Origin of the sequence: Streptomyces sp. NPDC048106, assembly GCF_040706415.1 — a bacterium.
Classification (GTDB): Bacteria; Actinomycetota; Actinomycetes; order Streptomycetales; family Streptomycetaceae; genus Streptomyces.
On sequence record NZ_JBEZND010000059.1, the window covers coordinates 19,969 to 43,994 of the forward strand.

27 protein-coding genes are annotated in these 24,026 nt (G+C 73.2%); 14 read left to right on the top strand and 13 right to left on the bottom strand.

What is annotated here, in order from left to right; genetic code table 11:
- Positions 1-4 precede the first annotated feature (4 nt).
- The 3 genes from AB0927_RS37560 to fabG form a co-directional block, all read right to left on the bottom strand.
- Positions 5-352: a hypothetical protein gene (locus tag AB0927_RS37560; protein WP_366672328.1), complete on the bottom strand. Its 348-nt coding sequence runs from the start codon at positions 350-352 to the stop codon at positions 5-7.
- Positions 353-572: 220 nt separating this feature from the next.
- Positions 573-1,340, bottom strand: coding sequence for an enoyl-ACP reductase FabI (gene fabI / locus AB0927_RS37565; RefSeq protein ID WP_366672329.1), 768 nt, complete (start codon positions 1,338-1,340; stop codon positions 573-575).
- Between the two features lie 5 nt (positions 1,341-1,345).
- Entirely contained in the window at positions 1,346-2,050 is a 705-nt protein-coding gene (gene fabG, locus AB0927_RS37570) for a 3-oxoacyl-[acyl-carrier-protein] reductase (RefSeq protein ID WP_285553462.1), read from the bottom strand.
- A 251-nt stretch (positions 2,051-2,301) separates the two neighbouring features.
- Between fabG and AB0927_RS37575 the strand changes: the two genes are divergently transcribed.
- The 3 genes from AB0927_RS37575 to tyrS are packed head-to-tail and all read left to right on the top strand — an operon-like array spanning position 2,302 to position 6,537.
- Positions 2,302-3,825 carry a TldD/PmbA family protein gene (locus AB0927_RS37575; protein WP_366672330.1) on the top strand — a complete coding sequence of 508 codons (1,524 nt, stop codon included), beginning with the start codon at positions 2,302-2,304 and terminating at the stop codon, positions 3,823-3,825.
- Positions 3,822-5,213, top strand: a complete 1,392-nt coding sequence (locus AB0927_RS37580) for a TldD/PmbA family protein (protein ID WP_366672331.1) — start codon at positions 3,822-3,824, stop codon at positions 5,211-5,213. Before AB0927_RS37575 ends, AB0927_RS37580 begins: the two co-directional genes overlap by 4 nt.
- Before the next feature lie 55 nt (positions 5,214-5,268).
- A complete protein-coding gene (gene tyrS, locus AB0927_RS37585; RefSeq protein WP_366672332.1) occupies positions 5,269-6,537 on the top strand; it encodes a tyrosine--tRNA ligase in 1,269 nt (422 codons plus the stop codon).
- Between the two features lie 52 nt (positions 6,538-6,589).
- On the opposite strand, the gene AB0927_RS37590 is transcribed toward tyrS, so the two are convergent.
- Positions 6,590-6,871, bottom strand: coding sequence for a GlsB/YeaQ/YmgE family stress response membrane protein (locus AB0927_RS37590; RefSeq protein ID WP_366672333.1), 282 nt, complete (start codon positions 6,869-6,871; stop codon positions 6,590-6,592).
- Positions 6,872-7,108: 237 nt separating this feature from the next.
- Here AB0927_RS37590 and AB0927_RS37595 point away from each other — a divergent pair, with 237 nt between their 5' ends.
- Both AB0927_RS37595 and AB0927_RS37600 read left to right on the top strand, forming a co-directional pair.
- The gene (locus AB0927_RS37595; RefSeq protein ID WP_366672353.1) at positions 7,109-7,450 is read left to right on the top strand and encodes a DUF3099 domain-containing protein; all 342 of its coding nucleotides are present in this window, start codon (positions 7,109-7,111) and stop codon (positions 7,448-7,450) included.
- Between the two features lie 207 nt (positions 7,451-7,657).
- Positions 7,658-7,873, top strand: coding sequence for a hypothetical protein (locus AB0927_RS37600; RefSeq protein WP_366672334.1), 216 nt, complete (start codon positions 7,658-7,660; stop codon positions 7,871-7,873).
- 21 nt (positions 7,874-7,894) lie between these two features.
- Here the strand turns inward: AB0927_RS37600 and moaA are convergent, their stop codons facing one another.
- From moaA to AB0927_RS37615, 3 genes are all read right to left on the bottom strand, one after another.
- Positions 7,895-8,884, bottom strand: coding sequence for a GTP 3',8-cyclase MoaA (gene moaA / locus AB0927_RS37605; protein ID WP_366672335.1), 990 nt, complete (start codon positions 8,882-8,884; stop codon positions 7,895-7,897).
- Between the two features lie 151 nt (positions 8,885-9,035).
- Positions 9,036-10,664, bottom strand: a complete 1,629-nt coding sequence (locus tag AB0927_RS37610; RefSeq protein ID WP_366672336.1) for a cation acetate symporter — start codon at positions 10,662-10,664, stop codon at positions 9,036-9,038.
- Positions 10,661-11,017 (bottom strand): DUF485 domain-containing protein, encoded by a 357-nt coding sequence (locus tag AB0927_RS37615; RefSeq protein WP_366672337.1) that lies wholly within the window; start codon positions 11,015-11,017, stop codon positions 10,661-10,663. Before AB0927_RS37615 ends, AB0927_RS37610 begins: the two co-directional genes overlap by 4 nt.
- 263 nt (positions 11,018-11,280) lie before the next feature.
- On the opposite strand from AB0927_RS37615, the gene AB0927_RS37620 reads away from it, so the two are divergent.
- The 3 genes from AB0927_RS37620 to AB0927_RS37630 all read left to right on the top strand — a co-directional run bounded on the left by AB0927_RS37620 (position 11,281) and on the right by AB0927_RS37630 (position 15,002).
- Complete coding sequence (locus tag AB0927_RS37620; RefSeq protein ID WP_366672338.1) at positions 11,281-12,876, top strand: S8 family serine peptidase; 1,596 nt, start codon at positions 11,281-11,283, stop codon at positions 12,874-12,876.
- Between the two features lie 63 nt (positions 12,877-12,939).
- Positions 12,940-13,458 (top strand): hypothetical protein, encoded by a 519-nt coding sequence (locus AB0927_RS37625; RefSeq protein ID WP_366672339.1) that lies wholly within the window; start codon positions 12,940-12,942, stop codon positions 13,456-13,458.
- 26 nt (positions 13,459-13,484) lie between these two features.
- Positions 13,485-15,002, top strand: a complete 1,518-nt coding sequence (locus AB0927_RS37630; RefSeq protein WP_366672340.1) for a CoA transferase — start codon at positions 13,485-13,487, stop codon at positions 15,000-15,002.
- 60 nt (positions 15,003-15,062) lie between these two features.
- Here the strand turns inward: AB0927_RS37630 and AB0927_RS37635 are convergent, their stop codons facing one another.
- On the bottom strand, positions 15,063-15,773 hold the full coding sequence (locus tag AB0927_RS37635) for a VIT family protein (RefSeq protein WP_366672341.1): 711 nt from the start codon (positions 15,771-15,773) through the stop codon (positions 15,063-15,065).
- A 177-nt stretch (positions 15,774-15,950) separates the two neighbouring features.
- Between AB0927_RS37635 and AB0927_RS37640 the strand changes: the two genes are divergently transcribed.
- From AB0927_RS37640 to AB0927_RS37660, 5 genes are all read left to right on the top strand, one after another.
- Complete coding sequence (locus AB0927_RS37640) at positions 15,951-16,937, top strand: DEDDh family exonuclease (RefSeq protein ID WP_366672342.1); 987 nt, start codon at positions 15,951-15,953, stop codon at positions 16,935-16,937.
- Positions 16,938-17,061: 124 nt separating this feature from the next.
- Positions 17,062-17,295, top strand: a complete 234-nt coding sequence (locus tag AB0927_RS37645; RefSeq protein ID WP_366672343.1) for a hypothetical protein — start codon at positions 17,062-17,064, stop codon at positions 17,293-17,295.
- A 43-nt stretch (positions 17,296-17,338) separates the two neighbouring features.
- A complete protein-coding gene (locus AB0927_RS37650) occupies positions 17,339-18,169 on the top strand; it encodes an SURF1 family protein (RefSeq protein ID WP_366672344.1) in 831 nt (276 codons plus the stop codon).
- A gap of 73 nt (positions 18,170-18,242) precedes the next feature.
- On the top strand, positions 18,243-20,084 hold the full coding sequence (locus tag AB0927_RS37655) for a glycoside hydrolase family 15 protein (RefSeq protein WP_366672345.1): 1,842 nt from the start codon (positions 18,243-18,245) through the stop codon (positions 20,082-20,084).
- Positions 20,085-20,089: 5 nt separating this feature from the next.
- Positions 20,090-20,845 carry an SDR family oxidoreductase gene (locus AB0927_RS37660; RefSeq protein WP_366672346.1) on the top strand — a complete coding sequence of 252 codons (756 nt, stop codon included), beginning with the start codon at positions 20,090-20,092 and terminating at the stop codon, positions 20,843-20,845.
- An 18-nt stretch (positions 20,846-20,863) separates the two neighbouring features.
- On the opposite strand, the gene amaP is transcribed toward AB0927_RS37660, so the two are convergent.
- Genes amaP through AB0927_RS37685 form a run of 5 tightly spaced genes read right to left on the bottom strand, consistent with a single transcriptional unit; the run spans position 20,864 to position 23,137 of the window.
- Positions 20,864-21,445 carry an alkaline shock response membrane anchor protein AmaP gene (gene amaP / locus AB0927_RS37665; protein WP_366672347.1) on the bottom strand — a complete coding sequence of 194 codons (582 nt, stop codon included), beginning with the start codon at positions 21,443-21,445 and terminating at the stop codon, positions 20,864-20,866.
- A gap of 5 nt (positions 21,446-21,450) precedes the next feature.
- Positions 21,451-22,056 (bottom strand): DUF6286 domain-containing protein, encoded by a 606-nt coding sequence (locus AB0927_RS37670; protein ID WP_366672348.1) that lies wholly within the window; start codon positions 22,054-22,056, stop codon positions 21,451-21,453.
- Positions 22,053-22,427, bottom strand: a complete 375-nt coding sequence (locus tag AB0927_RS37675) for a hypothetical protein (protein WP_366672349.1) — start codon at positions 22,425-22,427, stop codon at positions 22,053-22,055. The genes AB0927_RS37670 and AB0927_RS37675 overlap by 4 nt, the downstream gene beginning before the upstream one ends.
- Positions 22,424-22,618 carry a hypothetical protein gene (locus tag AB0927_RS37680; RefSeq protein WP_366672350.1) on the bottom strand — a complete coding sequence of 65 codons (195 nt, stop codon included), beginning with the start codon at positions 22,616-22,618 and terminating at the stop codon, positions 22,424-22,426. The genes AB0927_RS37675 and AB0927_RS37680 overlap by 4 nt, the downstream gene beginning before the upstream one ends.
- 48 nt (positions 22,619-22,666) lie before the next feature.
- Complete coding sequence (locus AB0927_RS37685; protein ID WP_366672351.1) at positions 22,667-23,137, bottom strand: Asp23/Gls24 family envelope stress response protein; 471 nt, start codon at positions 23,135-23,137, stop codon at positions 22,667-22,669.
- Between the two features lie 87 nt (positions 23,138-23,224).
- Here AB0927_RS37685 and AB0927_RS37690 point away from each other — a divergent pair, with 87 nt between their 5' ends.
- Positions 23,225-23,935, top strand: coding sequence for a nucleopolyhedrovirus P10 family protein (locus AB0927_RS37690; protein ID WP_366672352.1), 711 nt, complete (start codon positions 23,225-23,227; stop codon positions 23,933-23,935).
- Positions 23,936-24,026 lie beyond the last annotated feature (91 nt).

The following is a 24,026-nucleotide window of genomic DNA, read 5'->3' on the forward strand; positions in this document are numbered from 1 at the left end:
TGGTTCAGCGCACCTTCTGGTGGCTGATCCATGCCGAGCCGACCTCCTTCCAGCAGCGCCCGGTGAGCCGTACCGTCAGGGCGGGCTCGGCGTCCACCGGCGCGCTGTCGGTGTCGATGTCCCACCAGCGGGCGCACTCGATGTGCAGGCGCAGCCGGTCGGTGTCGGCATAGGGGTTGTGGCAGTACGCCTCCACATGGGAGCCGCGCACCGCCGTCCGGCAGGCGGCCCCGAACAGGCTCGGCGCGGGCGGCCCCGCGCTCGCGCGGGCGTGGGGCGTCGCGTCGTAGGGCAGGGCGAGCACGAGGGCGACGGCCACGGTCAGCGGGGCCAGGCAGCGGGACAGGCGCACAAGGGAACCTCCTCGGCCCGGCTGCGGGGGGATGCGCCGGACGGGCGCGTCTTCAGGGTGCGCCACATGGGTGGTGGCGCGCCCGACCGGTGAGCCGAACGGGTGACGGCACCCGGCGGCACCGGGGAAGGACGACGCCGGTACGACGAAGGCCCGCACCCCGGGCGGGGTGCGGGCCCTGTCGTGACGCCGTCAGCGGGTTTCAGCCGGTCGGCAGCGCTCAGGCGCCGATGGCGTGCAGACCGCCGTCCACGTGGACGATCTCGCCCGTGGTCTTCGGGAACCAGTCGCTGAGCAGGGCGACGATGCCCTTGCCGGCCGGCTCCGGGTCCTTCAGGTCCCACTCCAGCGGGGCGCGGCTGTCCCACACGGAGGCCAGCTCGCTGAAGCCCGGGATGGACTTGGCGGCCATGGAGCCGATCGGGCCCGCCGAGATCAGGTTGCAGCGGATGTTCTGCTTGCCGAGGTCACGCGCCAGGTAGCGGCTGGTCGCCTCCAGGGCGGCCTTGGCCGGGCCCATCCAGTCGTACTGCGGCCAGGCGTACTGGGCGTCGAAGGTGAGGCCGACGACCGAGCCGCCGTTCTGCATCAGCGGCAGGCAGGCCATGGTCAGCGACTTCAGGGAGAACGCCGAGACGTGCATGGCGGTGGCCACCGACTCGAACGGCGTGTTGAGGAAGTTGCCGCCGAGCGCGTCCTGCGGGGCGAAGCCGATGGAGTGCACGACGCCGTCGAGGCCGCCCAGCTCCTCGCCCACGAGGTCGGCGAGGCGCCCGAGGTGCTCCTCGTTGGTCACGTCCAGCTCGATGACCTTGGCCGGCTTCGGCAGCTTCTTGGCGATGCGCTCGGTCAGGGTGGGCCGCGGGAATGCGGTCAGGATGATCTCGGCGCCCTGCTCCTGGGCCTGCTTGGCCGCGTGGAAGGCGATGGAGGACTCCATCAGCACGCCGGTGATCAGGACGCGCTTGCCCTCGAGAATTCCGCTCATGGTGTTCAGTGACCCATTCCCAGTCCGCCGTCAACGGGGATGACGGCTCCAGTGATGTACGAGGCGTCGTCGGACGCGAGGAACCGGACCGCCGCGGCGATCTCCTCCGGCTGCGCGTACCGGCCGAGCGGCACCTGCGACACGATGCCCTGACGCTGCTCGTCGCTGAGCACCTTGGTCATGTCGGTGTCGACGAAACCGGGCGCGACGACGTTGAAGGTGATGTTGCGCGAGCCCAGCTCACGGGCGAGGGAGCGCGCGAAGCCGACCAGGGCGGCCTTGGAGGCGGCGTAGTTCGCCTGCCCCGCCGAGCCGAGCAGGCCGACCACGGAGGAGATCAGGACCACGCGGCCCTTCTTGGCGCGCAGCATGCCGCGGTTGGCGCGCTTGACGACGCGGAAGGTGCCGGTGAGGTTGGTGTCGATGACCGAGGTGAAGTCCTCCTCGGACATGCGCATCAGGAGCTGGTCCTTGGTGATGCCGGCGTTGGCGACGAGCACCTCGACGGGACCGTGCTGGTCCTCGATCTCCTTGTAGGCCTGCTCCACCTGCTCGGGGTCGGTGATGTCGCACTTGACCGCGAGGAAGCCGGCCGGCGGCTCGCCCGAGCGGTACGTGATCGCGACCTTGTCGCCGGCGTCGGCGAAAACGCGGGCGATGGCGAGGCCGATGCCCCGGTTGCCTCCGGTGACGAGAACCGAGCGGCTCAACGGATCACCCTTTCGATAGCGGTCTGCTAGAGGTCCCACAACCCGCCCGAACACCTGGATGACAGGCGGCTTCATCGAAAACCTATCGGTACGACCGCGTCCGTGGGCATTCGGGCACCGACAGTGGCGCGGGACCGTCACTGTCGGGTCCCTACAGAATCGCGGGGTGCGGGTCCGAAAGGTGTGTGGTCCGGGGGGCCGCGCACAGGCCATGATCGGAGCCGACAGGCCACGACAGCAGGGAGAGCTCCGTGCCTCATTCCATCGACGAAGCCTTCACGGCGCTTCCACTGAGGTCCCTCGCCGACGCCGCGCTCGCCCGCGCGCGCTCGCTCGGGGCCGAGCACGCGGACTTCCGGTTCGAGCGGGTGCGCAGCGCGGCCCTGCGGCTGCGGGACGCCCGGGCCGCGGGTTCCTCGGACACCACCGACCTCGGGTACGCGGTCCGGGTCGTGCACGGCGGCACGTGGGGTTTCGCCTCCGGGGTCGATCTGACGCTGGACGCGGCGGCCCGGGTCGCCTCGCAGGCGGTCGCCATGGCCAAGCTGTCCGCGCAGGTGATCAGGGCCGCCGGGACGGACGAGCGGGTGGAGCTGGCGCACGAGCCGGTGCACGCCGAGCGCACGTGGGTGTCGTCGTACGAGATCGATCCGTTCTCGGTGCCGGCCGAGGAGAAGGCGGCGCTGCTCGCGGACTGGAGCGCGCGGCTGCTGGCGGCCGACGGGGTGAGCCATGTGGACGCCTCGCTGCTCACCGTGCACGAGAACAAGTTCTACGCAGACACGGCCGGAACGGTCACGACCCAGCAGCGGGTGCGGCTGCACCCCGAGCTGACCGCGGTCTCGGTGGACGAGTCCAGCGGGGAGTTCGACTCGATGCGGACGCTGGCGCCGCCGGCCGGGCGCGGCTGGGAGTACCTGACCGGGACCGGCTGGGACTGGGACGACGAGCTGGCCCGGATCCCGGAGCTGCTGGCCGAGAAGATGCGGGCACCGAGCGTGGAGCCGGGCCTGTACGACCTGGTGGTCGACCCGTCCAACCTGTGGCTGACCATCCACGAGTCCGTCGGGCACGCCACCGAGCTGGACCGGGCGCTCGGCTACGAGGCCGCCTACGCCGGCACCTCCTTCGCCACCTTCGACCAGCTGGGCAAGCTGAGGTACGGCTCCGAGCTGATGAACGTCACCGGTGACCGCACCGCCGAGCACGGCCTGGCCACCATCGGGTACGACGACGAGGGCGTCGAGGCGCAGTCCTGGGACCTGGTGAAGGACGGCACGCTGGTCGGCTACCAGCTCGACCGCAGGATCGCCCGGCTGACCGGGTTCGAGCGGTCCAACGGGTGCGCGTACGCCGACTCCCCCGCCCATGTGCCGGTGCAGCGCATGGCCAACGTGTCGCTGCGCCCGGATCCGGCCGGGCTGTCCACCGAGGATCTGATCGGCGGCGTGGAGCGGGGCATCTACGTGGTCGGGGACCGCTCGTGGTCGATCGACATGCAGCGCTACAACTTCCAGTTCACCGGGCAGCGCTTCTTCCGGATCGAGAACGGGCGGCTCGCCGGGCAGCTGAAGGACGTCGCCTACCAGGCCACGACGACCGACTTCTGGGGGTCGATGGCGGCGGTCGGCGGCCCGGGGACGTACGTCCTGGGCGGCGCCTTCAACTGCGGCAAGGCCCAGCCGGGCCAGGTGGCCGCGGTCTCCCACGGGTGCCCCTCCGCGCTCTTCCGGGGCGTCAACATTCTGAACACCACGCAGGAGGCCGGCCGATGAACGCCCGTACCAACAAGCCGCACGAGATCGTCGAACGGGCCCTCGCGCTGTCCCGGGCGGACGGGTGCGTCGTCATCGCCGACGAGCGCTCCACCGCCAACCTGCGCTGGGCGGGCAACGCGCTCACCACGAACGGGGTGACGCGGGGCCGCAGTCTCACGGTGATCGCGACCGTGGACGGCCGGCAGGGCACCGCCTCCGGGGTCGTCTCCCGGTCGGCGGTGACAGCCGAGGAGCTGGAGCCGCTGGTGCGGGCCGCCGAGGCCGCGGCGCGCGGGGCCGGGCCCGCCGAGGACGCGCGGCCGCTGGTCACGGACGTGCCCGCGGCGCCCGACTTCACGGACGCGCCCGCCGAGACCTCCTCCGCGGTGTTCGCCGACTTCGCCCCCGCGCTCGGCGAGGCCTTCGCCCGCGCGCGGGCCGGCGACCGGGAGCTGTACGGCTTCGCCAACCACGAGATGGTGTCGAGCTACCTGGGCACCTCCACCGGGCTGCGGCTGCGGCACGACCAGCCGACCGGCACGCTGGAGCTGAACGCCAAGTCGCCGGACCGCACCCGCTCCGCGTGGGCCGGGCGCGCCACGCGGGACTTCAAGGACGTCGACCCGGCCGCGATGGACGCCGAGCTGGCCGCGCGCCTGGGCTGGGCGCGGCGGCGCGTGGAGCTGCCCGCGGGCCGCTACGAGACGCTGCTGCCGCCGACCGCGGTGGCGGACCTGCTCGTCTACCAGCTCTGGTCGGCCTCGGGCCGGGACGCCGCGGAGGGCCGCACGGTGTTCTCCAGGCCCGGCGGCGGCACCCGGCTCGGCGAGCGGCTCTCCGAGCTGCCCCTGACCCTGCGCAGCGACCCGAACGAGCCCGGTCTGGAGTGCGCACCCTTCGTGATCGCCCACTCCTCGGGCGGCGACCAGTCGGTGTTCGACAACGGGCTGCCGGCGCCGGCCACCGACTGGATCCAGCGGGGCGTGCTCCGGAACCTGACGACGACCCGGCACAGCGCCGCCCTGACCGGGCTGCCGGTCACCCCGGCCCCGGACAACCTGATCCTGGACGGCGGCAACCGCTCCCTGGACGAGATGGTCGCGGACACCGAGCACGGGCTGCTGCTGACCTGCCTGTGGTACATCCGCGAGGTCGACCCGGCGACGCTGCTGCTCACCGGTCTGACCCGGGACGGCGTCTACCTGGTGGAGAACGGCGAGGTGACCGGGCAGGTGAACAACTTCCGGTTCAACGAGTCGCCGGTGGACCTGCTGCGCCGGACGATCGAGGCGGGCCGCACGGAGAAGACGCTGCCGCGCGAGTGGGGCGACTGGTTCACCAGGGCCGCGATGCCGCCGCTGCGGGTCCCCGATTTCAACATGAGTTCTGTCAGCCAGGGCGTATAACCTCGTAGTCGGCTGTCACCCGACCGCCCGAGGACATCAAGGAGACACGAGAACCGTGACGGACATCGTCGACGAGCTGAAGTGGCGTGGGCTCATCGCCCTCTCCACGGACGAGGACGCATTGCGCAAGGCGTTCGCGGACGGTCCCGTCACGTTCTATTGCGGCTTCGACCCGACCGCGCCCAGTCTGCACCTCGGCAACCTCGTGCAGATCCTGACGATGCGCCGCATCCAGCAGGCGGGCCACCGCCCGCTGGGCCTGGTCGGGGGTGCGACCGGTCTGATCGGCGACCCGAAGCCGACCGCCGAGCGCACGCTGAACGCGCCGGAGACCGTCGCCGAGTGGGTGGAGCGGCTGCGCGGTCAGATCGCGCCGCTGCTGGACTTCGAGGGTCCGCATGCCGCGGTGATGGTCAACAACCTGGACTGGACCCAGGGCCTGTCGGCCATCGAGTTCCTGCGGGACATCGGCAAGCACTTCCGGGTCAACAAGATGATCGCCAAGGAGGCCGTCTCCCGGCGGCTCAACTCCGACGCGGGCATCAGCTACACCGAGTTCAGCTACCAGATCCTCCAGGGCATGGACTTCCTGGAGCTGTACCGGCGGTACGGCTGCACGCTCCAGACCGGCGGCAGCGACCAGTGGGGCAACCTGACCTCGGGCACCGACCTGATCCACCGGGTCGAGCCGGACGCCGTGGTGCACGCGCTGGGCACCCCGCTGATCACCAAGGCGGACGGCACGAAGTTCGGCAAGACCGAGTCCGGCACGGTGTGGCTCGACGCCGAGATGACCACGCCGTACGCGTTCTACCAGTTCTGGTTCAACGCGGACGACCGGGACGTGTCGAAGTTCCTGCGTATCTTCAGCTTCAAGTCCCATGAGGAGATCGAGGAGCTGGAGCGGCTGACCGAGGAGCGGCCGCAGGCGCGGGCGGCGCAGCGGGCGCTGGCCGAGGAGCTGACCACGCTGGTGCACGGGGCCGGGCAGACGGCCGCGGTGATCGCCGCGTCGAAGGCCCTGTTCGGGCAGGGCGAGCTGGCGGAGCTGGACGGCCGGACGCTGGCGGCGGCGCTGTCCGAGGTGCCGCACATCCAGGTCACCGAGCTGGGGTCCGTGGTGGACCTGTTCGCGGAGGTGGGTCTGGTGGCGAGCAAGTCCGCCGCGCGGCGGACCGTGAAGGAGGGGGGCGCCTACGTGAACAACGTGAAGGTGGCCTCCGAGGACGCGGTGGCCTCGGCCGGGGACCTGCTGGACGGGCGGTGGCTGGTGCTGCGGCGCGGCAAGCGGAATCTGGCGGCGGTGGAGGTCGTCGCCGGCTGATCCGGTGGGGCGCGGATCGCGGGTCACCGCGGCTCGCGCCCCTTTCGGGCGCTCACACCCGGCGGCGTTTCCGCTTGCCCAGCGTCGCCACGTAGAGAGCGTCCACCACGGCGACGATGATGATCGCGGCCACCAGTTGGAAGATGTGGCGGCTCCAGTCGATGCCCCGGGTCTCCGCGACGTTCAGGGCGCGGGCGAGCGCGTTGCCCGCGATGGCGCCGAGGATGCCGCAGATGGTGGTCAGCCACAGGGGGCTGTGCTGCTTGCCGGGGATGACCGCCTTGGCGATCACACCCAGTACGAATCCCACGATGATCGCCCACAGCCAGCCCATGTCTGCCTCCTCGTCCGGATCCACGTGAACCTGACGTCAGTGTCGGCCGGTGCGCGGTGGGGCGCATGCCGGGTGCCCCCGTACGGCCGAGGTGGCGCGGCGGGGCAGGGGGCGACCCGGTCTCGTCGGCCGCGCGGCCGCGGCGTACCGTAGGACGTGTCCCGGCACCGGCTTCCGCGCCGGGGGTGGACGTGGGTGCGGACCGGGAGGGTCCGATACGGGCGGATGGTGAAAGTGATGCGGAAACAGCACGGCGACGGTGGCCAGGTGTTCCGGATCACCGGGGCCCGGACCGGTCTCGCCGAGGACGTGCGCGGACGGCAGCGGCGGTACGTCATCTCGATGGCGATCCGCACGGTGGCGGTGATCCTCGCCGCTACGTTGTGGAATGTTGAACGTCCCTTTGCCATCGTGGCATTGGTGGCCGGCGCGATCCTGCCCTACATCGCCGTGGTGGTCGCGAACGCGGGCCGTGAGCGGCCGCCCTCCCTGCCCTCGACGTTCGTCACCGCGCCCGTGCGCCCGATGATCGGGACGCCGCGCGGGGAGGACGAGCAGACCCCGCGTGATCAGGGCTGACGCGGCGGAAGCGGACGGCGGACACCGTTCATGCTCAAGAAAAGCTCAAAATCAATCACGCAGTTCCGGTGCCGGGCAGCGGGTCGGCCGTGACATACTGCGTAAGCGCTCCGCATCCCCCGTCGGAGCGACGGACCGACGCCGGGCAGCTCCCCCCGTGGCTGCTCGGCGTCGCCTCGTTTGCGCCCGATCCGGTGAGACGAACCTGTGAGTGACGAGACCCCCATCTGTTCCGCCAAGGGCTGCCGCACCGCCGCCGTGTGGGTGCTGGCCTGGAACAACCCGAAGATCCACACGCCGGAGCGGCGCAAGACCTGGCTCGCCTGCGAGGAGCACCGCGAGCATCTGTCGGAGTTCCTGGGCGTGCGGGGATTCCTGAAGGACGTCGTCCCGCTGGAGGAGTGGGAGCGGAGCGGGAGTTGACGCCCGCCGGGCGGCCGCCGGTCAGCCGCCGATCGCCGACATAGGGCGGTCCGGCTGGATGAAGGACGGGTCGTCCAGGCCCGCGCCCGCCTTCTTGCCCCACATCGCCAGGCGCCAGATGCGGGCGATCTCCTCGTCGGGCGCGCCGGAGCGCAGCGCGCCGCGCAGGTCGGTCTCCTCGGTGGCGAACAGGCAGGTGCGTATCTGGCCGTCGGCGGTCAGCCGGGTGCGGTCGCAGGCCGCGCAGAACGGGCGGGTGACCGAGGCGATCACGCCGACCCGGTGCGGGCCGCCGTCCACCAGCCAGCGCTCCGCCGGTGCCGAGCCGCGCTCGCCGGCGTCCTCGGGGGTGAGGTCGAAGCGGGTGCGCAGCGAGGCGAGGATGTCGCCGGCGGTGATCATGCCCTCGCGCTTCCAGCCGTGCTGGGCGTCCAGTGGCATCTGCTCGATGAACCGCAGCTCATAGCCGTGTTCGACCGCCCAGGCCAGCAGGTCGGGGGCCTCGTCCTCATTGAGTCCCGGCATCAGCACGGTGTTGACCTTGACGGGGGCGAGGCCCGCCGCACGGGCGGCGCGGAGTCCTTCGAGGACGTCCTTGTGCCGGTCGCGGCGGGTGAGGGCCTTGAAGACGTCGGGGCGCAGGGTGTCCAGCGAGACATTGACCCGGTCCAGGCCCGCCGACTTCAGGGCGGCGGCGGTGCGGCCGAGGCCGATGCCGTTGGTGGTGAGGGACGTCCGCGGGCGCGGTTCGAGGGCCGCGACGCGCTCGACGATGCCGACCAGGCCGGGGCGCAGCAGGGGCTCGCCGCCGGTGAAGCGGACCTCCTCGATGCCGAGCAGGCGCACCGCGATGTCGACGAGGCGCACGATCTCGTCATCCGTGAGCAGGTCGGGCTTGGCCAGCCACTGCAGGCCCTCCTCGGGCATGCAGTACGTGCAGCGCAGATTGCACCGGTCGGTCAGCGAGACCCTGAGGTCGGTGGCCGCGCGGCCGTACGTGTCGATGAGCACGTGGGCCCCCTCCCGTGAGCATCGGTGTTCCTCGTGTCATCTGCGAGCCTACGTGACGTCGCTGACAACGACATCGGCCGCTCGGACGAGGGGCCGGCGGCCGCGCCGCGGGACCGTACGGCCCCGGGGACGCGGCCGGTCGTACGGCGTGTCAGTGCGCGCCCGTCCCGGTCAGGGAGCGCACCTCCAGTTCCGCGTACTTGCCGGCGTCCGGCGCCTCCTTGGACAGCAGGGTGCCCGCGGCGCCGAGCAGGAATCCGACGGGGATGGAGACGATCCCGGGGTTTTCCAGCGGGAACCAGTGGAAGTCGGCGCCGGGGAACATCGAGGCCGGGCTGCCGGAGACCACCGGGGAGAAGAGCACGAGGCCGACCGCGGTGACCAGGCCGCCGTAGATCGACCACAGGGCGCCCGCGGTGGTGAACCGCTTCCAGAAGAGGCTGTAGAGGATCGTCGGCAGGTTCGCGGACGCGGCGACGGCGAAGGCGAGCGCCACCAGGCCGGCCACGTTGAGCTGGCGGGACAGGGTGCCGAGGACGATGGAGACCGCGCCGATGCCGACGGTGGCCCAGCGGGCCGCGCCCAGTTCCTGCCGCTCGGTGGCCTGCCCCTTCCTGATGACGTTCGCGTAGATGTCGTGCGCGAAGGAGGAGGACGAGGCGAGGGTGAGGCCGGCGACGACGGCGAGGATGGTGGCGAAGGCGACGGCGGAGATGGTGGCGAGCAGGACGGCGCCCCAGGTGGAGTCGGTCCCGCCGAGGTGCAGGGCGAGCAGCGGGGCGGCGGTGTTTCCCGCCTTGTTGGAGGCGGTGATCTCCGCCGGTCCGATCAGCGCGGCGGCGCCGAAGCCCAGGGCGAGGGTCATCAGGTAGAAGACGCCGATCAGGCCGATCGCCCAGATCACCGACTGCCGGGCGGCCTTCGCGGTGGGCACCGTGTAGAAGCGGATCAGGATGTGCGGCAGGCCCGCGGTGCCCAGGACCAGGGCGAGGCCGAGGGAGAGGAAGTCGAGCTTGGTGGTGCCGGTGGCGCCGTACTTCAGGCCGGGCTCCAGGAACGACGTGCCCTTGCCGCTGTTGTCGGCGGCCCTGCCGAGCAGCTCCGAGACGTCGAAGTGGAACTTCAGGAGGACCAGGAAGGTCAGCAGCAGGGCGCCGGTCATCAGCAGCACCGCCTTGACCATCTGGACCCAGGTGGTGCCCTTCATGCCGCCGACGGTGACGTACACGATCATCAGGACGCCGACCAGGGCGACGATGCCGATCTCGCCCAGGTCGCTGGTGATGCCGAGGAGCAGGGAGACCAGCACGCCCGCGCCGGCCATCTGGGCGAGCAGGTAGAAGATCGACACCACGATGGTCGAGACGCCGGCGGCCGTGCGGACGGGGCGCCGGCGCAGCCGGTAGGCGAGTACGTCGCCCATCGTGTAGCGGCCGGAGTTGCGCAGCGGTTCGGCGACCAGGAGCAGGGCGACGAGCCAGGCGACCAGGAAGCCGATGGAGTAGAGGAAGCCGTCGTAGCCGAAGAGGGCGATGGCGCCGGCGATGCCGAGGAAGGACGCGGCGGACATGTAGTCGCCGGAGACGGCGAGGCCGTTCTGGAAGCCGGTGAACTGGCGTCCGCCGGCGTAGAAGTCGGCGGCGTCCTTGGTCTGCCGGCCCGCCCATACGGTGATGACGAGCGTGGCGGCGACGAAGACGGCGAACAGGGTGACGATCAGCGTCCGGTGCTCGCTCGCCGCGCCGGCGGCCAGCAGGGCGTGGCGGGTCGCGGGGCTCATTCTGCGCCCTCCATGCGGGTCTTGATGGCCTTCGCCCTCGGGTCGAGCGCGGTCGCGGCGTACCGGGCGTACCACCAGGCGATGAGGAAGGTGGTGAGGAACTGGGCGAGTCCGAGGACGAGGGCGACGTTGACGTTGCCCGCGACCTTGGTGCTCATGAAGCCGTCGGCGTAGTTGGAGAGCAGGACGTACAGCAGGTACCAGGCGATGAAGGCCACGGTCAGCGGAAAGGCGAACGAGCGGTGCGCGCGGCGCAGTTCACCGAAGTCCGCGCTCTGCTGCACTTCGGTGAACTCCTCGGTGGCGGGAAGGGGGACCCCCGGTGTCGCGGGGGGCGGTGTCTCGGTGGCCACGGGTTCTCCTCGTGGGTGCGGTCGGACAGGGCGGCCGGGGGCTCGATGGTGCTAGCGCTCCCGGCCCAGGTCCACGGCGCCACGCGAAGACCGGTTCTAGTCCTATGAGTTCTTTCGCAAGCGGTCTGATTGAGTCATCGCGATGTCATTGCCGGTCACAGAGGCGACGGGTTACGTTCCGCCCTGCACCACTCGCCATGCACCTGCCCGAGCACCGCCGCGTGTCTCGGGCAGGCTTCGTATCGGGATGAAGTGGAGAACCCATGGCTCATCCGCACCCCAGACGCCGGCCGTCGCTCGCCGTGCCGGTCGTGCTGTCGCTGACCGCCTCGCTCGGCTTCCTGCCCGCGGCGGCCTCGGCCGCGCCCGCCGCGGCACCCGCCACGGCCGGGACGCAGGCGTCCGGGACCCCGGCAGCGGGGACCTCGGCGGCGGGGACCTCGGCCGCCGCGGCCTCGGCGGCGACCGGTCCGAACCTGTCGTACGTGGTCAACACCCGCACCGACGCCCGCACGCTCGCGTCGGTGCGCCGGGAGATCACCCGCGCCGGCGGGACCCTGGTGGCCGGCTACGACCGGATCGGCGTGCTCGTCGCGCACTCCGCGAACCCGGACTTCGCCCGGCTGATGCGCGCGGTGCCCGGGGTGGCCTCGGCCGGTGCCACGCGGCACACCCCGCTGGCCGCCGCGTCCACCGCGGACATGGGCGCGCCGCAGGTGCTCGGCGCCGCGCAGGCGGCCGCGGCCGGCGCGGCGGCGACCGGGGGCCAGGACCCGCTGGAGCCGCTCCAGTGGGACCTGCCCGCCATCAAGGCGGACAAGGCGCACGAGAAGACGCTGGGCAGCCCCGACGTCACCGTCGCGGTCATCGACACCGGCGTGGACGACACCCACCCGGACATCGCGCCCAACTTCGACCGCGCCGCCTCCGTCAACTGCGTGTCCGGCAAGCCGGACACGGCCGACGGCGCCTGGCGCCCCAGCGCCTCGGAGAGCCCGCACGGCACGCATGTGGCGGGCGAGATCGCGGCCGCGCGGAACGGCGTCGGCATGACGGGCGTGGCGCCGGGCGTCAGGGTGGCCGGCATCAAGGTCGCCGATCCGGACGGGTACTTCTACACCGAGTCCGTGGTCTGCGGCTTCGTCTGGGCGGCCGAGCACCACGTCGACGTGACCAACAACAGCTACTTCACCGATCCCTGGCTCTTCAACTGCACCACCGACCCGGACCAGAAGGCCCTCGTGGACGCCGTCGGCCGGGCCTCGCGGTACGCGGAGCGGCGGGGCACGGTCAACATCGCGGCGGCGGGCAACGAGAACGTCGACCTCGCGTCCGACTCGATCACCGATCCGGACTCGCCGAACGACGGCACCCCGTCCTCCCGGGTGATCGATCCGCACCAGTGCTTCGACATACCGACCCAGTTGCCGGGGGTCGTGACGGTCGCGGCGACCGGCGCGAAGGGGCTCAAGGCGTCGTACTCCAGCTACGGCCGGGGCGTCGTCGACATCGCCGCGCCCGGCGGTGACTCGACGGTCTACCAGGCGCCCGCGCCCCCGGCGACCAGCGGCCTCATCCTGGGCCCGCTGCCGGGCGGCAAGTGGGGCTACATGGGCGGGACGTCCATGGCGACCCCGCACGTGGCCGGTGTCGCCGCATTGATCAAGTCAACCCATCCGGGCGCGTCCCCCGCCCTGGTCAAGGCTCTTCTGTACGCCGAGGCCGACGCCACGCCGTGCACGGACCCGTACGACATCAACGGTGACGGCAAGGTCGACGCGGTGTGCGAGGGCCCGGCGAACCGCAACGGTTTCTACGGCCGGGGCATGGTCGACGCACTGGCCGCGGTGACCGGATAGAGCCCCTGTACGGGCGGGGGACCGAGCGAATCGGGCCACCCGCCCGTACGGCGTGATCCGGCCATGAACTCCTTCGAGGATCCGGCGGCTTGGGAGCCGCCGCCCGCGCGGCACCGGGGATGGCTCGCCGTGCGTTTCGTGGCGAGCCTTCTCTACTGGCCCGTGCATGTGCTGCTGTGCGTGCTGATCTTCGGCGCCGTGATGGCCTGGGCGGCGGTGATGGACGTCGTCACGGCGTTCAGCGAGCTGGCCGAGCGGGCGGCCGAGCGGCAGGGCGACCTGCTGACGGGCCCGATGTCGCTGCCCTCCTGGTACGTGGGGCTGCGCGAGGTGCGCCACGAAGGGGACGCGGACTACTACCGCGCACGCGTCGACAGGGCGATTGCCCGCCGGACCCGGCGGGTCTCCCGGCCGCGGCCGACGTCGCCGCCCGGCCGGCGGATACCCCTGCGCGCCTACCGGGGCGCGGGGCCCCGGTACGTCGCCGACCGGGCGCTCGCCCAGGGCCGGCGGCTGCGGCCGTCCGACGTACGCAGGGAGCTGAATCTGTACTGGCCGGCCCCTGATACAGACAAGGGTTGATCGAATCAATAGTGCATAGTGCAGTCATGACGAATATCGCGTTCGCATGGACCGCGCTGGGCGGCGACCCCGCCCCGCTCTCCCGGGTGACGACGGTCGAGCGGCCCGGGACTCTCCCGGCCCGCCTCCCCGTACGACAGCTCGCGCGGGCGTGCGCCGGGGCGTGTGCCCTGGCCGCCGCCGAGCTGGGGGCCCACCGGACCGGGCGCGGCGAGGTGCCCGGCGTGCGCGTCGACGACGGCGCCGTGGCGGCGGCGTTCCACAGTGAGCGGCTGCTGCGGGTGGACGGGCGGGCGCCGGTCTCCTTCGCGCCGCTGTCGCGGCTGTGGCGCACGGCCGACGGCTGGGTGCGCACCCACGCCAACTACCCGCACCACCGGGCCCGGTTGCTCGACGCGCTGGGCCTGCCCGAGGACGCCGCGCCCGAGGACGTGGCCGCCCTGCTCGCCGAACGCACCGCCGTAGGCACCGAGGAGAGGGTCTACGCCGCCGGGGGCCTCGCGGTGGCCCTGCGCACCCCCGAGGAGTGGCGGGCGACGGAACAGGCCGCGCGGGTGGCCGCCCGGCCCCTGGTGGAGCGCGCGCGGCTCGGCACGGCCCCCGCACGCCCGCTCCCGCCGCTCGACCCGGCCGCCGCCCCGCTGCTGCCCGCGGCCGGGGTGCGCGTGCTGGACCTGACCCGGGTCCTGGCGGGTCCGGTCGCCACCCGCACCCTCGCCCTGCTGGGCGCGGACGTCCTGCGCGTCGACGCGCCCTGGCTGCCCGAACTCCCCGACCAGCACGCCGACACGGGCTTCGGCAAGCGCTCCGCGAACCTGGACCTGGCCGCGGAGCGGGACACCTTCGAGGAACTGCTGGCCGGGGCGGACGTCGTGGTCACCGGCTACCGGCCGGGCGCGCTCGACCGCTTCGGCCTCTCCCCCGAGGCGCTGGCCGAGCGGCACCCCGGCCTGGTGGTGGCGCAGGTGTCGGCCTGGGGCGCGTACGGGCCCTGGGGCGAGCGGCGCGGCTTCGACAGCCTGGTGCAGGTCGCCACCGGCATCGCGGCGACCGAGGGCTCGGCGGAGCGGCCCGGCGCGCTGCCCGCGCAGGCCCTGGACCACGGCACCGGCTATCTGCTGGCGGCGGCCGTCCTGCGGGCGCTGACCGAGCGGTCGCAGGACGGCGGGAGCCGCTCGGTCCGGCTGGCGCTGGCCCGCACGGCGCACTGGCTGACGGAGGGGGCGCGGTTCGCCAAGCCGGAGACGGACGGCCCGAAGGCGGACGGCGCGAAGGCGGACGGCGCGGAGACGGACGGCCCGAAGGCGGACGGCGCGGAGACGGACGGCCCGAAGGCGGACGGCCCGAAGGCGGACGGCGCGGAGACGGACGGCCCGAAGACGAACGGCCCGTCACAAGAAGCCCCGGACGCCTGGCTCGCCGAGGCTGACGGTCCCCTCGGCCGGCTGCGGTACGCCCGCTCCCCGGTCGACTTCGCGGGCGGGCCCGCCGACTGGGCCCGGCCCCCGGCGCCCCTGGGTTCGGACCGGCCCGCCTGGGCGTGAGTCCGGGCCGCGCCCCCAGCCGGGCCGGACGCCCACCACGGACCGGCCGCCTCCCGCGGGTCACACGCCGACCGCCCCCAGCAGACTGCCCGCCGCGTACGTGACCGCCATCGCCAGCGCCCCGCCCCCCACGTTGCGCAGCACCGCCCGCCCGGCGGCGGCGGCGCCGAGGCGGGCGCTGGCCCAGCCGGTGAGGACGAGCGCGGCGAGTACGGAGACCACCGTGACCGGCAGCCGCCAGCCGGCCGGGGGCAGCACGATGGCCAGCAGCGGCAGCAGGGCGCCCACGGTGAAGGCCAGGAAACTCGCCCAGGCCGCGTGCCACGGGTTGGTCAGCTCGTCGGGGTTGATGCCCAGCTCCACACTGGCGTGGGCCCGCAGCGCGTCCCGCTCGGTGAGCTGCTCGGCGGCCTCCCGGGCCACCTGCTCGGACAGCCCGCGCGCCTGGAGCATCGAGGTCAGTTCGCGCAGTTCGGCCTCGGGCTGCTCGCGCAGTTCCCGCTTCTCCACGGCCAGCGCGGCCAGCTCGGAGTCGCGCTGGGTGGACACCGAGACGTACTCCCCCGCCGCCATGGACATCGATCCGGCGAGCAGTCCGGCAAGGCCCGCGGTGAGCAGGGCGGAGCGGCTCCCGGTCGCCCCGGCCACGCCGACGACGAGTCCCGCCGTGGAGACGATGCCGTCGTTCGCGCCCAGCACGGCGGCGCGCAGCCAGTTCAGCCGCGAGCCGAGGGCGCCGCCGTGGTTCTCGTCGTGCTTCGGTTCCGTCACAGCAGGGAGGATCGCACTCCCGGGCGTGCCCGCGCCGCTCCGACGCTCCACATGGCGACAACAGGCCCATGCGAAGGGGGCGTTCGGCGCGGAGGGGTCCGGACCGGTAGCGGAGCGGGGCGGCCAGGGGGACCTGAGGGGCGGAGCTGTCGGTCGCGGCCCGTATCCTCAGTGACCATGCTCGAAGACCGTGCGACCGCAGTGTCCTCCCCCACCCAGTGGCCGGCCGCGTATCCCCAGGGATACGCGGTCGTTGACGTGGAGACCACCGGCCTGGCCCGGCACGACCGGATCATCTCCGCCGCCGTCTACCGGCTGGACGCGCGCGGCGAGGTCGAGGACCACTGGTACACCCTGGTCAACCCGGAGCGCGATCCGGGACCCGTGTGGATACACGGTCTGACGAGCGAGGTGCTGGAGGGCGCGCCCCTGTTCGCGGACATCGCCGAGGAGTTCGCCGCCCGTCTCGACGGCCGGGTGCTGGTCGCGCACAACGCGGTCTTCGACTGGCAGATGATCGCGCGGGAGTACGCGCGCGCCGAGCGCCGGGCGCCGGTGCGGCAGCGGCTGTGCACCATCGCGCTGTCGAAGGAGCTGGGACTGCCGCTGCCCAACCACAAGCTGGAGTCCCTCGCCGCGCACTTCGGAGTGGTGCAGCAGCGGGCGCACCACGCGCTGGACGACGCGCGCGTGCTCGCGGAGGCGTTCCGGCCCAGCCTGCGGGCCGCGGCGGCGGGCGGCGTACGGCTGCCGCTGCTGGAGTGCCGCCCGCTGACGGAGTGGTCGGACGCACCGGTCCCCCGGCAGTCCTCCGACGGCGGCTACGGCGGCTACCGTCCCGGCAGTTGGCGCCCCTCCCGCAAAAGGCCCGCATGCCCCCATCCCAACCCAGGCCGCTACGAAGACGGCAAACGCCTCAAACAGGGCATGCGGGTGGCGTTCTCCGGCGACACCTCCGTCGAACGGGAGCTGCTGGAGGACCGGGCGACCGAGTGCGGGCTGCATGTGGCGTCCAGCATCTCCCGGCTGACCAGCCTGCTGGTGACCAACGACCCGGACTCGGGCACCTCCAAGACGGTCAAGGCGCGGCAGTTCGGCACGCCGATCGTGGACGAGGCCGCGTTCGGACAGCTGCTGCGGGATGTCGGGCCCGCGGACGAGTGAATCCGGGGTCACGTCAGGCATGACACCGGCCCCACGGTCGAGTGATCGTACGAATGAGTGATTGACGCACGACTCACCCCGCATCCGCTCGCCCGGGCACCCGCGACGGCTCACCCTGTGGCGCATGGCGAAATGCGAAGTATGCGGCAATGACTACGGAATGACGTTCGAGGTCCACGCCCAGGGCGCGGTCCATGTCTTCGACTGCTTCTCCTGTGCGATCCACCGCATGGCCCCGATCTGCGAGCACTGCCGGGTGCAGATCATCGGGCAGGGCGTGGAGGTGGAGGGCCACTGGTTCTGCGGCGCGCACTGCGCCCGCGCGGAGGGCCGTACGGGAGTGGTCGACCGGGTGTGACCCGGCTCCCGCGCGGCACCGGCTTCACCCGGTACCCGCCTGAATGCGCCCCGCGGCCCGGATGTACCGTCGTGGGGTGCATCGCTACCGCTTCCTGTTGTCCGGCCAGTGGATCATCCTCACGATCATCGCGATCGCGCTGATCCCCACGATGATCAGGCTGGGTTTCTGGCAGCAGCACCGCTACGAGGAGCGCACCGCGCGGAACGACCTGGTCTCCACCGCGCTGCACGCCAAGCCGGTCCCCGTCGAAGAGCTGTCCTCCCCCGGGCACGCCGTGGCCCGGACCGAGAAGTACCGCACCGTCACCGCGACCGGCACCTTCGACACCGCGAAGACGGAGGTGGTCCGGCGCCGGACCGACTCCGACGGCAATGTCGGCTACCACGTCCTCACCCCGTTCGTGCTCGCCGACGGCAAGGTGCTGATGGTCAACCGCGGCTGGGTCGCCACGGGCGAGTCGCAGACCGCCTTCCCGAAGATCCCCGCCCCGCCGGCCGGCCGGACCACCATCAGCGGACGCCTGATGGCCGACGAGACCACCGCGGCCAGCGGCATCAAGAACATCAAGGGGCTGCCCGACCGGCAGATCATGCTGATCAGCAGCACCGAGGAGGCGCACCGCCTCGGCGTCCCGGTGCTCGGCGGCTACATGGAGCAGACGGCGCCCGCGCCCAAGGGCGGCTCCCCGGAGCAGATCTCCGACCCTGGCACCGAGGACGCCCCGCTGAACTACGCGTACATGATCCAGTGGTGGCTGTTCGCGGCGGCGGTCCCGGTCGGCTGGTGGTTCCTGGTACGGCGCGAGATCCGGGACCAGGAGGAGGCCGCGGCGGCACCGCGGCCCGAGGAGAGCGAACCGGCCGCGGTCTGACCCCCGCCCCGGCGCGTCACTCCCCCGGCGCACCACCTGATTGGCCCCCCGGCCCGCCGGGAAACCGCATCCCGTGAACGCCCGTATCAGCCACGACGCCCGGATCGAGGACTACGCCCTCATCGGCGACGAGCAGACCGCGGCGCTGGTCGGCCGGGACGGCTCGATCGACTGGCTGTGCCTGCCCCGCTTCGACTCCGGCGCCTGCTTCGCCCGGCTGCTGGGCGAGGACGAGCACGGCCACTGGCGGATCGCCCCCAAGGAGGCCAAGGCGGCCAAGGCGTCCGAGAGGGACACCGCCACCTGCACCCGGCGCGCCTACCGCCCCGACACGCTCGTCCTGGACACCGAGTGGGACACCCCGGACGGCACGGTCCGCGTCACCGACCTGATGCCGCAGCGCGACCGCGCCCCCGACGTCGTCCGCATCGTGGAGGGCGTCAGCGGCCGGGTCACCGTCCGCAGCACCCTGCGGCTGCGCTTCGACTACGGCTCGATCATGCCGTGGATGCGCCGCTGTGACGGCCACCGGGTGGCCGTCGCCGGCCCCGACTCGGTGTGGCTGCGCGCCGAGCCGCCGGTGCGCACCTGGGGCGAGGACTACGGCACCCACTCCGAGTTCACCGTCGGCGAGGGCGAGCGGGTCGCGTTCGTGCTCACCTGGCACCCCTCCCATGAGCGGCGCCCCCGGCTCGTCGACCCGTACGAGGCCCTGGACGGCAGCGTCACCGACTGGCGGCGCTGGGCCCGGCGGTGCCGTTACGACGGCCCCCACCGGGACGCGGTCGTCCGCTCCCTGATCACCCTCAAGGCGCTCACCTACGCCCCGACCGGCGGGATCGTGGCCGCGGCCACCACCTCGCTGCCCGAGAGGCTGGGCGGGGTGCGCAACTGGGACTACCGGTACTGCTGGCTGCGCGACTCCACCCTCGCCCTCGGCGCGCTGCTCACCGCGGGCTACCAGGAGGAGGCCGAGGCCTGGCGCAACTGGCTGCTGCGCGCGGTGGCCGGCAACCCCGCCGCCCTCCAGATCATGTACGGCGTCGCGGGCGAACGGCGCCTCCCGGAGACCGAGCTGCCCTGGCTGCCCGGCTTCGCCGGTTCCTCCCCGGTACGGACCGGCAACGGTGCCGTGGAGCAGCTCCAGCTCGACGTGTACGGCGAGGTGATGGACTCGCTCTCGCTGGCGCGCACCGCGGGCCTGCCCACCCGGCCGCACATGTGGGCCATCCAGCGTTCCCTGATGGAGTTCCTGGCGTCCGCGTGGCGGCAGCCGGACCAGGGCCTGTGGGAGGTGCGCGGCGGACGGCGCCACTTCGTGCACTCGAAGGTGATGGTGTGGGTGGCCGCCGACCGGGCGGTCAGGACGCTCGAACGGCACCAGGAGCTGCACGGCGACCTGGACGGCTGGCGGCGGCTGCGCGAGGAGGTGCACCGGGAGGTCTGCGAGAAGGGGTTCGACCCAAAGCGCAACACCTTCACGCAGTACTACGGCTCCCGCGAACTGGACGCCGCCCTGCTGCTCATCCCGCGCGTCGGCTTCCTGCCGCCCGACGATCCCCGGGTGACCGGCACCGTCGACGCCATCCGCGCCGACCTGGGCCACGGCGGCCTGCTGCGCCGCTACGACTCCGAGGAGGACGCCGAACCCGTGGTCGACGGGCTGCCGGGCGGCGAGGGCGCCTTCCTCGCCTGCTCGTTCTGGCTGGCGGACGCCCTGCATCTGACCGGACGCCCGCAGGAGGCGCGGGAGCTGTTCGAGCGGCTGGTGCGGTTGTGCAACGACGTGGGTCTGCTCGCCGAGGAGTACGACCCCGACGCGGGCCGCCAGCTCGGCAATTTCCCGCAGGCGTTCAGCCATCTCGGCCTGGTGAACTCCGCCCTCACGCTGTTCGGGACCGAGGAGGCAGGATAGGGGTCATGGATCTTGGACTGAGGGACCGGGTGTACATCGTCACCGGCGCCACCCGGGGGCTGGGCAACGCCGCCGCGCGGCAGCTCGTCGCGGACGGCGCGAAGGTGGTGATCACGGGCCGGGACGAGCAGCGGGCCGTGGACGCGGCCGCCGAACTGGGCCCGAACGCGGTGGGCGTGGCCATGGACAACGCCGACGCGCAGGCGCCCGAGCGGCTGATCGCGGCCGCGCGCGAGCACTTCGGCGGCTTCCACGGGGTGCTGGTCAGCGTGGGCGGGCCGCCGCCCGGCTTCGTCGCCGACAACACCGACGAGCAGTGGCGGGCCGCGTTCGAGTCGGTCTTCCTCGGCGCGGTCCGGCTCGCCCGCGCGGCGGCGGCCGAGCTGGAGGAGGGCGGCGTCATCGGCTTCGTGCTGTCCGGCTCGGTGCACGAGCCGATTCCGGCCCTGACCATCTCCAACGGGCTGCGTCCCGGTCTCGCCGGCTTCGCCAAGTCCCTCGCGGACGAGCTGGGCCCGCGCGGCATCCGCGTCGTGGGCCTGCTGCCGGCCCGCATCGACACGGACCGCGTCCGCGAACTGGACGCCCTGTCCGCCGACCCGGAGGCCACCCGCGCCGCCAACGAGTCCCGCATCCCGCTTCGCCGCTACGGCACCCCGGAGGAGTTCGGCAAGGTCGCGGCCTTCCTGCTGTCGCCGGCGGCCTCCTACCTCAGCGGGATCATGGTGCCGGTGGACGGAGGGGTGCGGCACGGGTTCTGACCCGGCGGCCCCACCCCCTCACATGACCCGCTCGGCCCGGTGTCCGACCGCGCGCAGGCGGACCTCCGCCGGGAGGGCGGCCAGCCCCGCCGACTCGCGGGCGTGGGCCAGGGGTCCGGTGGTGAAGGCGGTCAGCGCGGTCGAGGGGGCCTCCTCGGGGGTCAGCCGGAGCGAGGCCCGCGCCCTGGGTTTCGTACGGCGGCCCCGCAGCAGGACGTGGGCGTGGGCCACGCCGGGTCCCGCGGTGGCCTCCTCGGCCAGGGCGCTCTCCAGTGCCCTGGCCCGCAGCACGGCCGCCGCGCCGTCGCCGGTGTCGACGCGGATCTCGGCGAGGCGGTGCCGGCGCAGGACCGCGGTCAGCCACCACAGGGCCAGCAGGACGAGGACGGCCAGGGCGGCGAGGAGCGCCGGCCACCACCAGCCGGCGGCCCGGTAGCGGGTGCGCTCGGCGTGGCTGAGCAGGACGTCGTGCGGGCCGCCGTGGATCCACCAGGAGGGCGGCCGGACGCCGAGGCCGACGGCCAGGACCGCCCCGCCGAGGGCGAGCAGCAGCAGGCCGGCCAGGGCGAGCAGGACGCGGTTGACTCCCCCGGAGCGCATCGCCGTCACCCCTTCCGGGCGGCCCGGGTCACCCGCAGGGCGAGCCGGGGCGGCCGGGTCAGGCCGAGGCCGTGGATGGCCTCGGCGAGGGTGGTGTCCAAGTCGGCGCGCACGTCGTCCAGTTCGCGGAAGTGCGAGACGGCGCGGACCACGGCCTTGCGGCGGCGCATCCGTACCCGTACGGACCGTACGCCGGACAGCTCCATGGCCCGGTCGCGCAGCACCTGGGCCGCCGCGTCCCGCCGGAGCGCCGCGCGGACGTCCGGGTGCGGGCGGCGCATCGGCAGCAGGGCGCGCAGCCCCGGGGTGAGCGCGAGGGCGATCAGCCACAGGCCGAGGGCCGCCGCGAGGGCCGCGCCGGCCAGCACCCAGGTGTCGTCCAGGGGCCGTTCGGCCAGTTGCCGGGCCAGGACGCGGCGCCAGCGCATCGCGGGGCGGTGGGCGCGGACGGCGGCGATGTCGTAGAGCAGCAGGCCGGAGCCGGCCAGCAGCAGGACGGCGACGATGCCCGCGGGGACGCGGCGCGGCGACCAGAAGCGGCCGCTGCCGCCGGCGGACACGGGGGCGTCGGTGGTCTTGTCGAGGGTCGTGGTGGTGCCTGCCTGGCTCATCGGGTCCTCCCGCCTGTGGCCGTCGGCGGGTGCAGCCGCTCGACCCGGACGGCGACCTCGGACACCTTCATGTTCACCAACGCGCCTACCCGCTCGGTCACTTGACGACGCACGGCGGCGCAGCGGGCGCCGATGTCGCAGGGGTAGCCGAGTTCGAGATGGACGCGGATCCGGGCGGTGTCCCGGTGCACGGTCACCGTGGCATGCGGCGCGTCCGCGTCGGCGGGCGTCGGGCCCGCCGCCTCGCGGGCGGCCTGCGCGGCGACCTTGGCCACCACCCGGTCGGCGATCCGGGTGGCGCCCCGTTCCGCGGGCGGCACCCGGGCGGGCGGCTCTCGTACCGCCCCGGTCGCGTCGGTCACGGCGGTCACCGCCGCCGGTCGCGGCGCTCGTCGCGGGCGCGGAAGAAGTCTCCGAGGTCCAGGTCGCCCTCCGCGAACCGGCCGACCACGAACCCGACGGCCCCCAACGCCGCCACCAGCAGGAACGCGCCGAACCCGCCGAAGTACCCGGCGAATCCCAGCGCCATTCCGGCGATCATGCCGACCATGGCCATGCTCATGCAGCGCTCCTCAGCTCGTCAGGTGTGCGGGGTCCGGGGCGCGCCCGGTCACTGGAGCCGGGGCTCCGGCTCCTCTTCCTCCTCCTCGGGCAGCTTCACGTCGCTGACCGCGATGTTGACCTCCACGACCTCCAGGCCGGTCATGCGTTCCACCGCGGCGATCACGTTCTCCCGCACGGCGCCGGCGACCTCGCCGATGGAGACGCCGTACTCCACCACGATCTCCAGGTCGAGGGCGGTCTGTACCTCCCCGACCTCGGCCTTCACTCCGCGGGTCACCGACTTGGAGCCGCCGGGCACCCGGTCGCGCACGGCACCGAGGGTGCGCGCGAGCCCGCCGCCCATCGCGTACACGCCGACCACGTCCCGGGCGGCCATGCCCGCGATCTTCTCCACCACGCCGTCCGCGATGGTGGTCCGTCCGCGGGTCGACGGATCCCCGCCGCCGCGCCGGACGGCCTTACGGGTCGACATCTGCGGCTCGCCGCCGCCTTCGGGGGTCGTCGTCATGTCGGTCATCGCCGTACGTCCTTTTCGGTCGTCGTCCTTCGACCACCGTAAGCATGGTTGCGCGACCTCGCGCCAGGGATGCGGCAGGCTGGAGGAATGACGGACGGCTGGACCCAGGTTGTACGACACCAGGTGGGCCTCGGCAGGCTGCTGCCGCTCGGCGGCCCGGGCGACGGCGCGTGGATCACGGAGGACGCCGCGGCCGCGGTCCTGCGCCGTGCGGCGGCGGACGGCGTGCCCGGGGTACGGCTGGGCGCGCTGCGGATCGCGCTCGCCGACCCCCCGCGGGCGGCGGAGCCCGCCGTACCCGCCCCGCCGAGCGCGCTGCCGCCGGGCGCCCTGCGGGTGACGGCGGACTTCGCGGCGGCCCCGGCCGAGCCGCTCCCGGCCACGGCCGACCGCCTGCGGGAGACCCTCGCGACGGCGGCGGCCGACCGCCTCGGCCTGGCGGTGACGGAGGTGGACCTGCGCGTCACGGATCTGCTGGAGCCGGACGGGCCGGCCGGGGAGGTACGACCGCCCCGGCCGCCGTCGGCCCGGGAGGCGACGGCCCCCGCCGAGGCCCGCGTGGCCGCGGCGGCGTTGTCGGTGCCGGGGGTCGTGCGCCTGACCGGGCCGGGCCGCGCGGTCCGCGTCGAGGAACGCACGGACGGCACGGCCGCACTGGCCCACCGCCATGTGCGGGTGGACCTGGCGACGGACGCGGCCCACCGCGCCGCGGACGTGGCCCGACGGGTACGCGCGGCCGTACGGGACGCCCTGGAGGACCGGCCGACGGTGGCCGTCCTGGTGACGGCGGTGGGCTAGGTGTTCTGTCCGGGGAGGTTGTGGACGGGTGAGCCAGGTCTCGGCTGAGGGATCTTGAACGGGTGAGGGCCCTTCCGGTTCGGTGTGGATT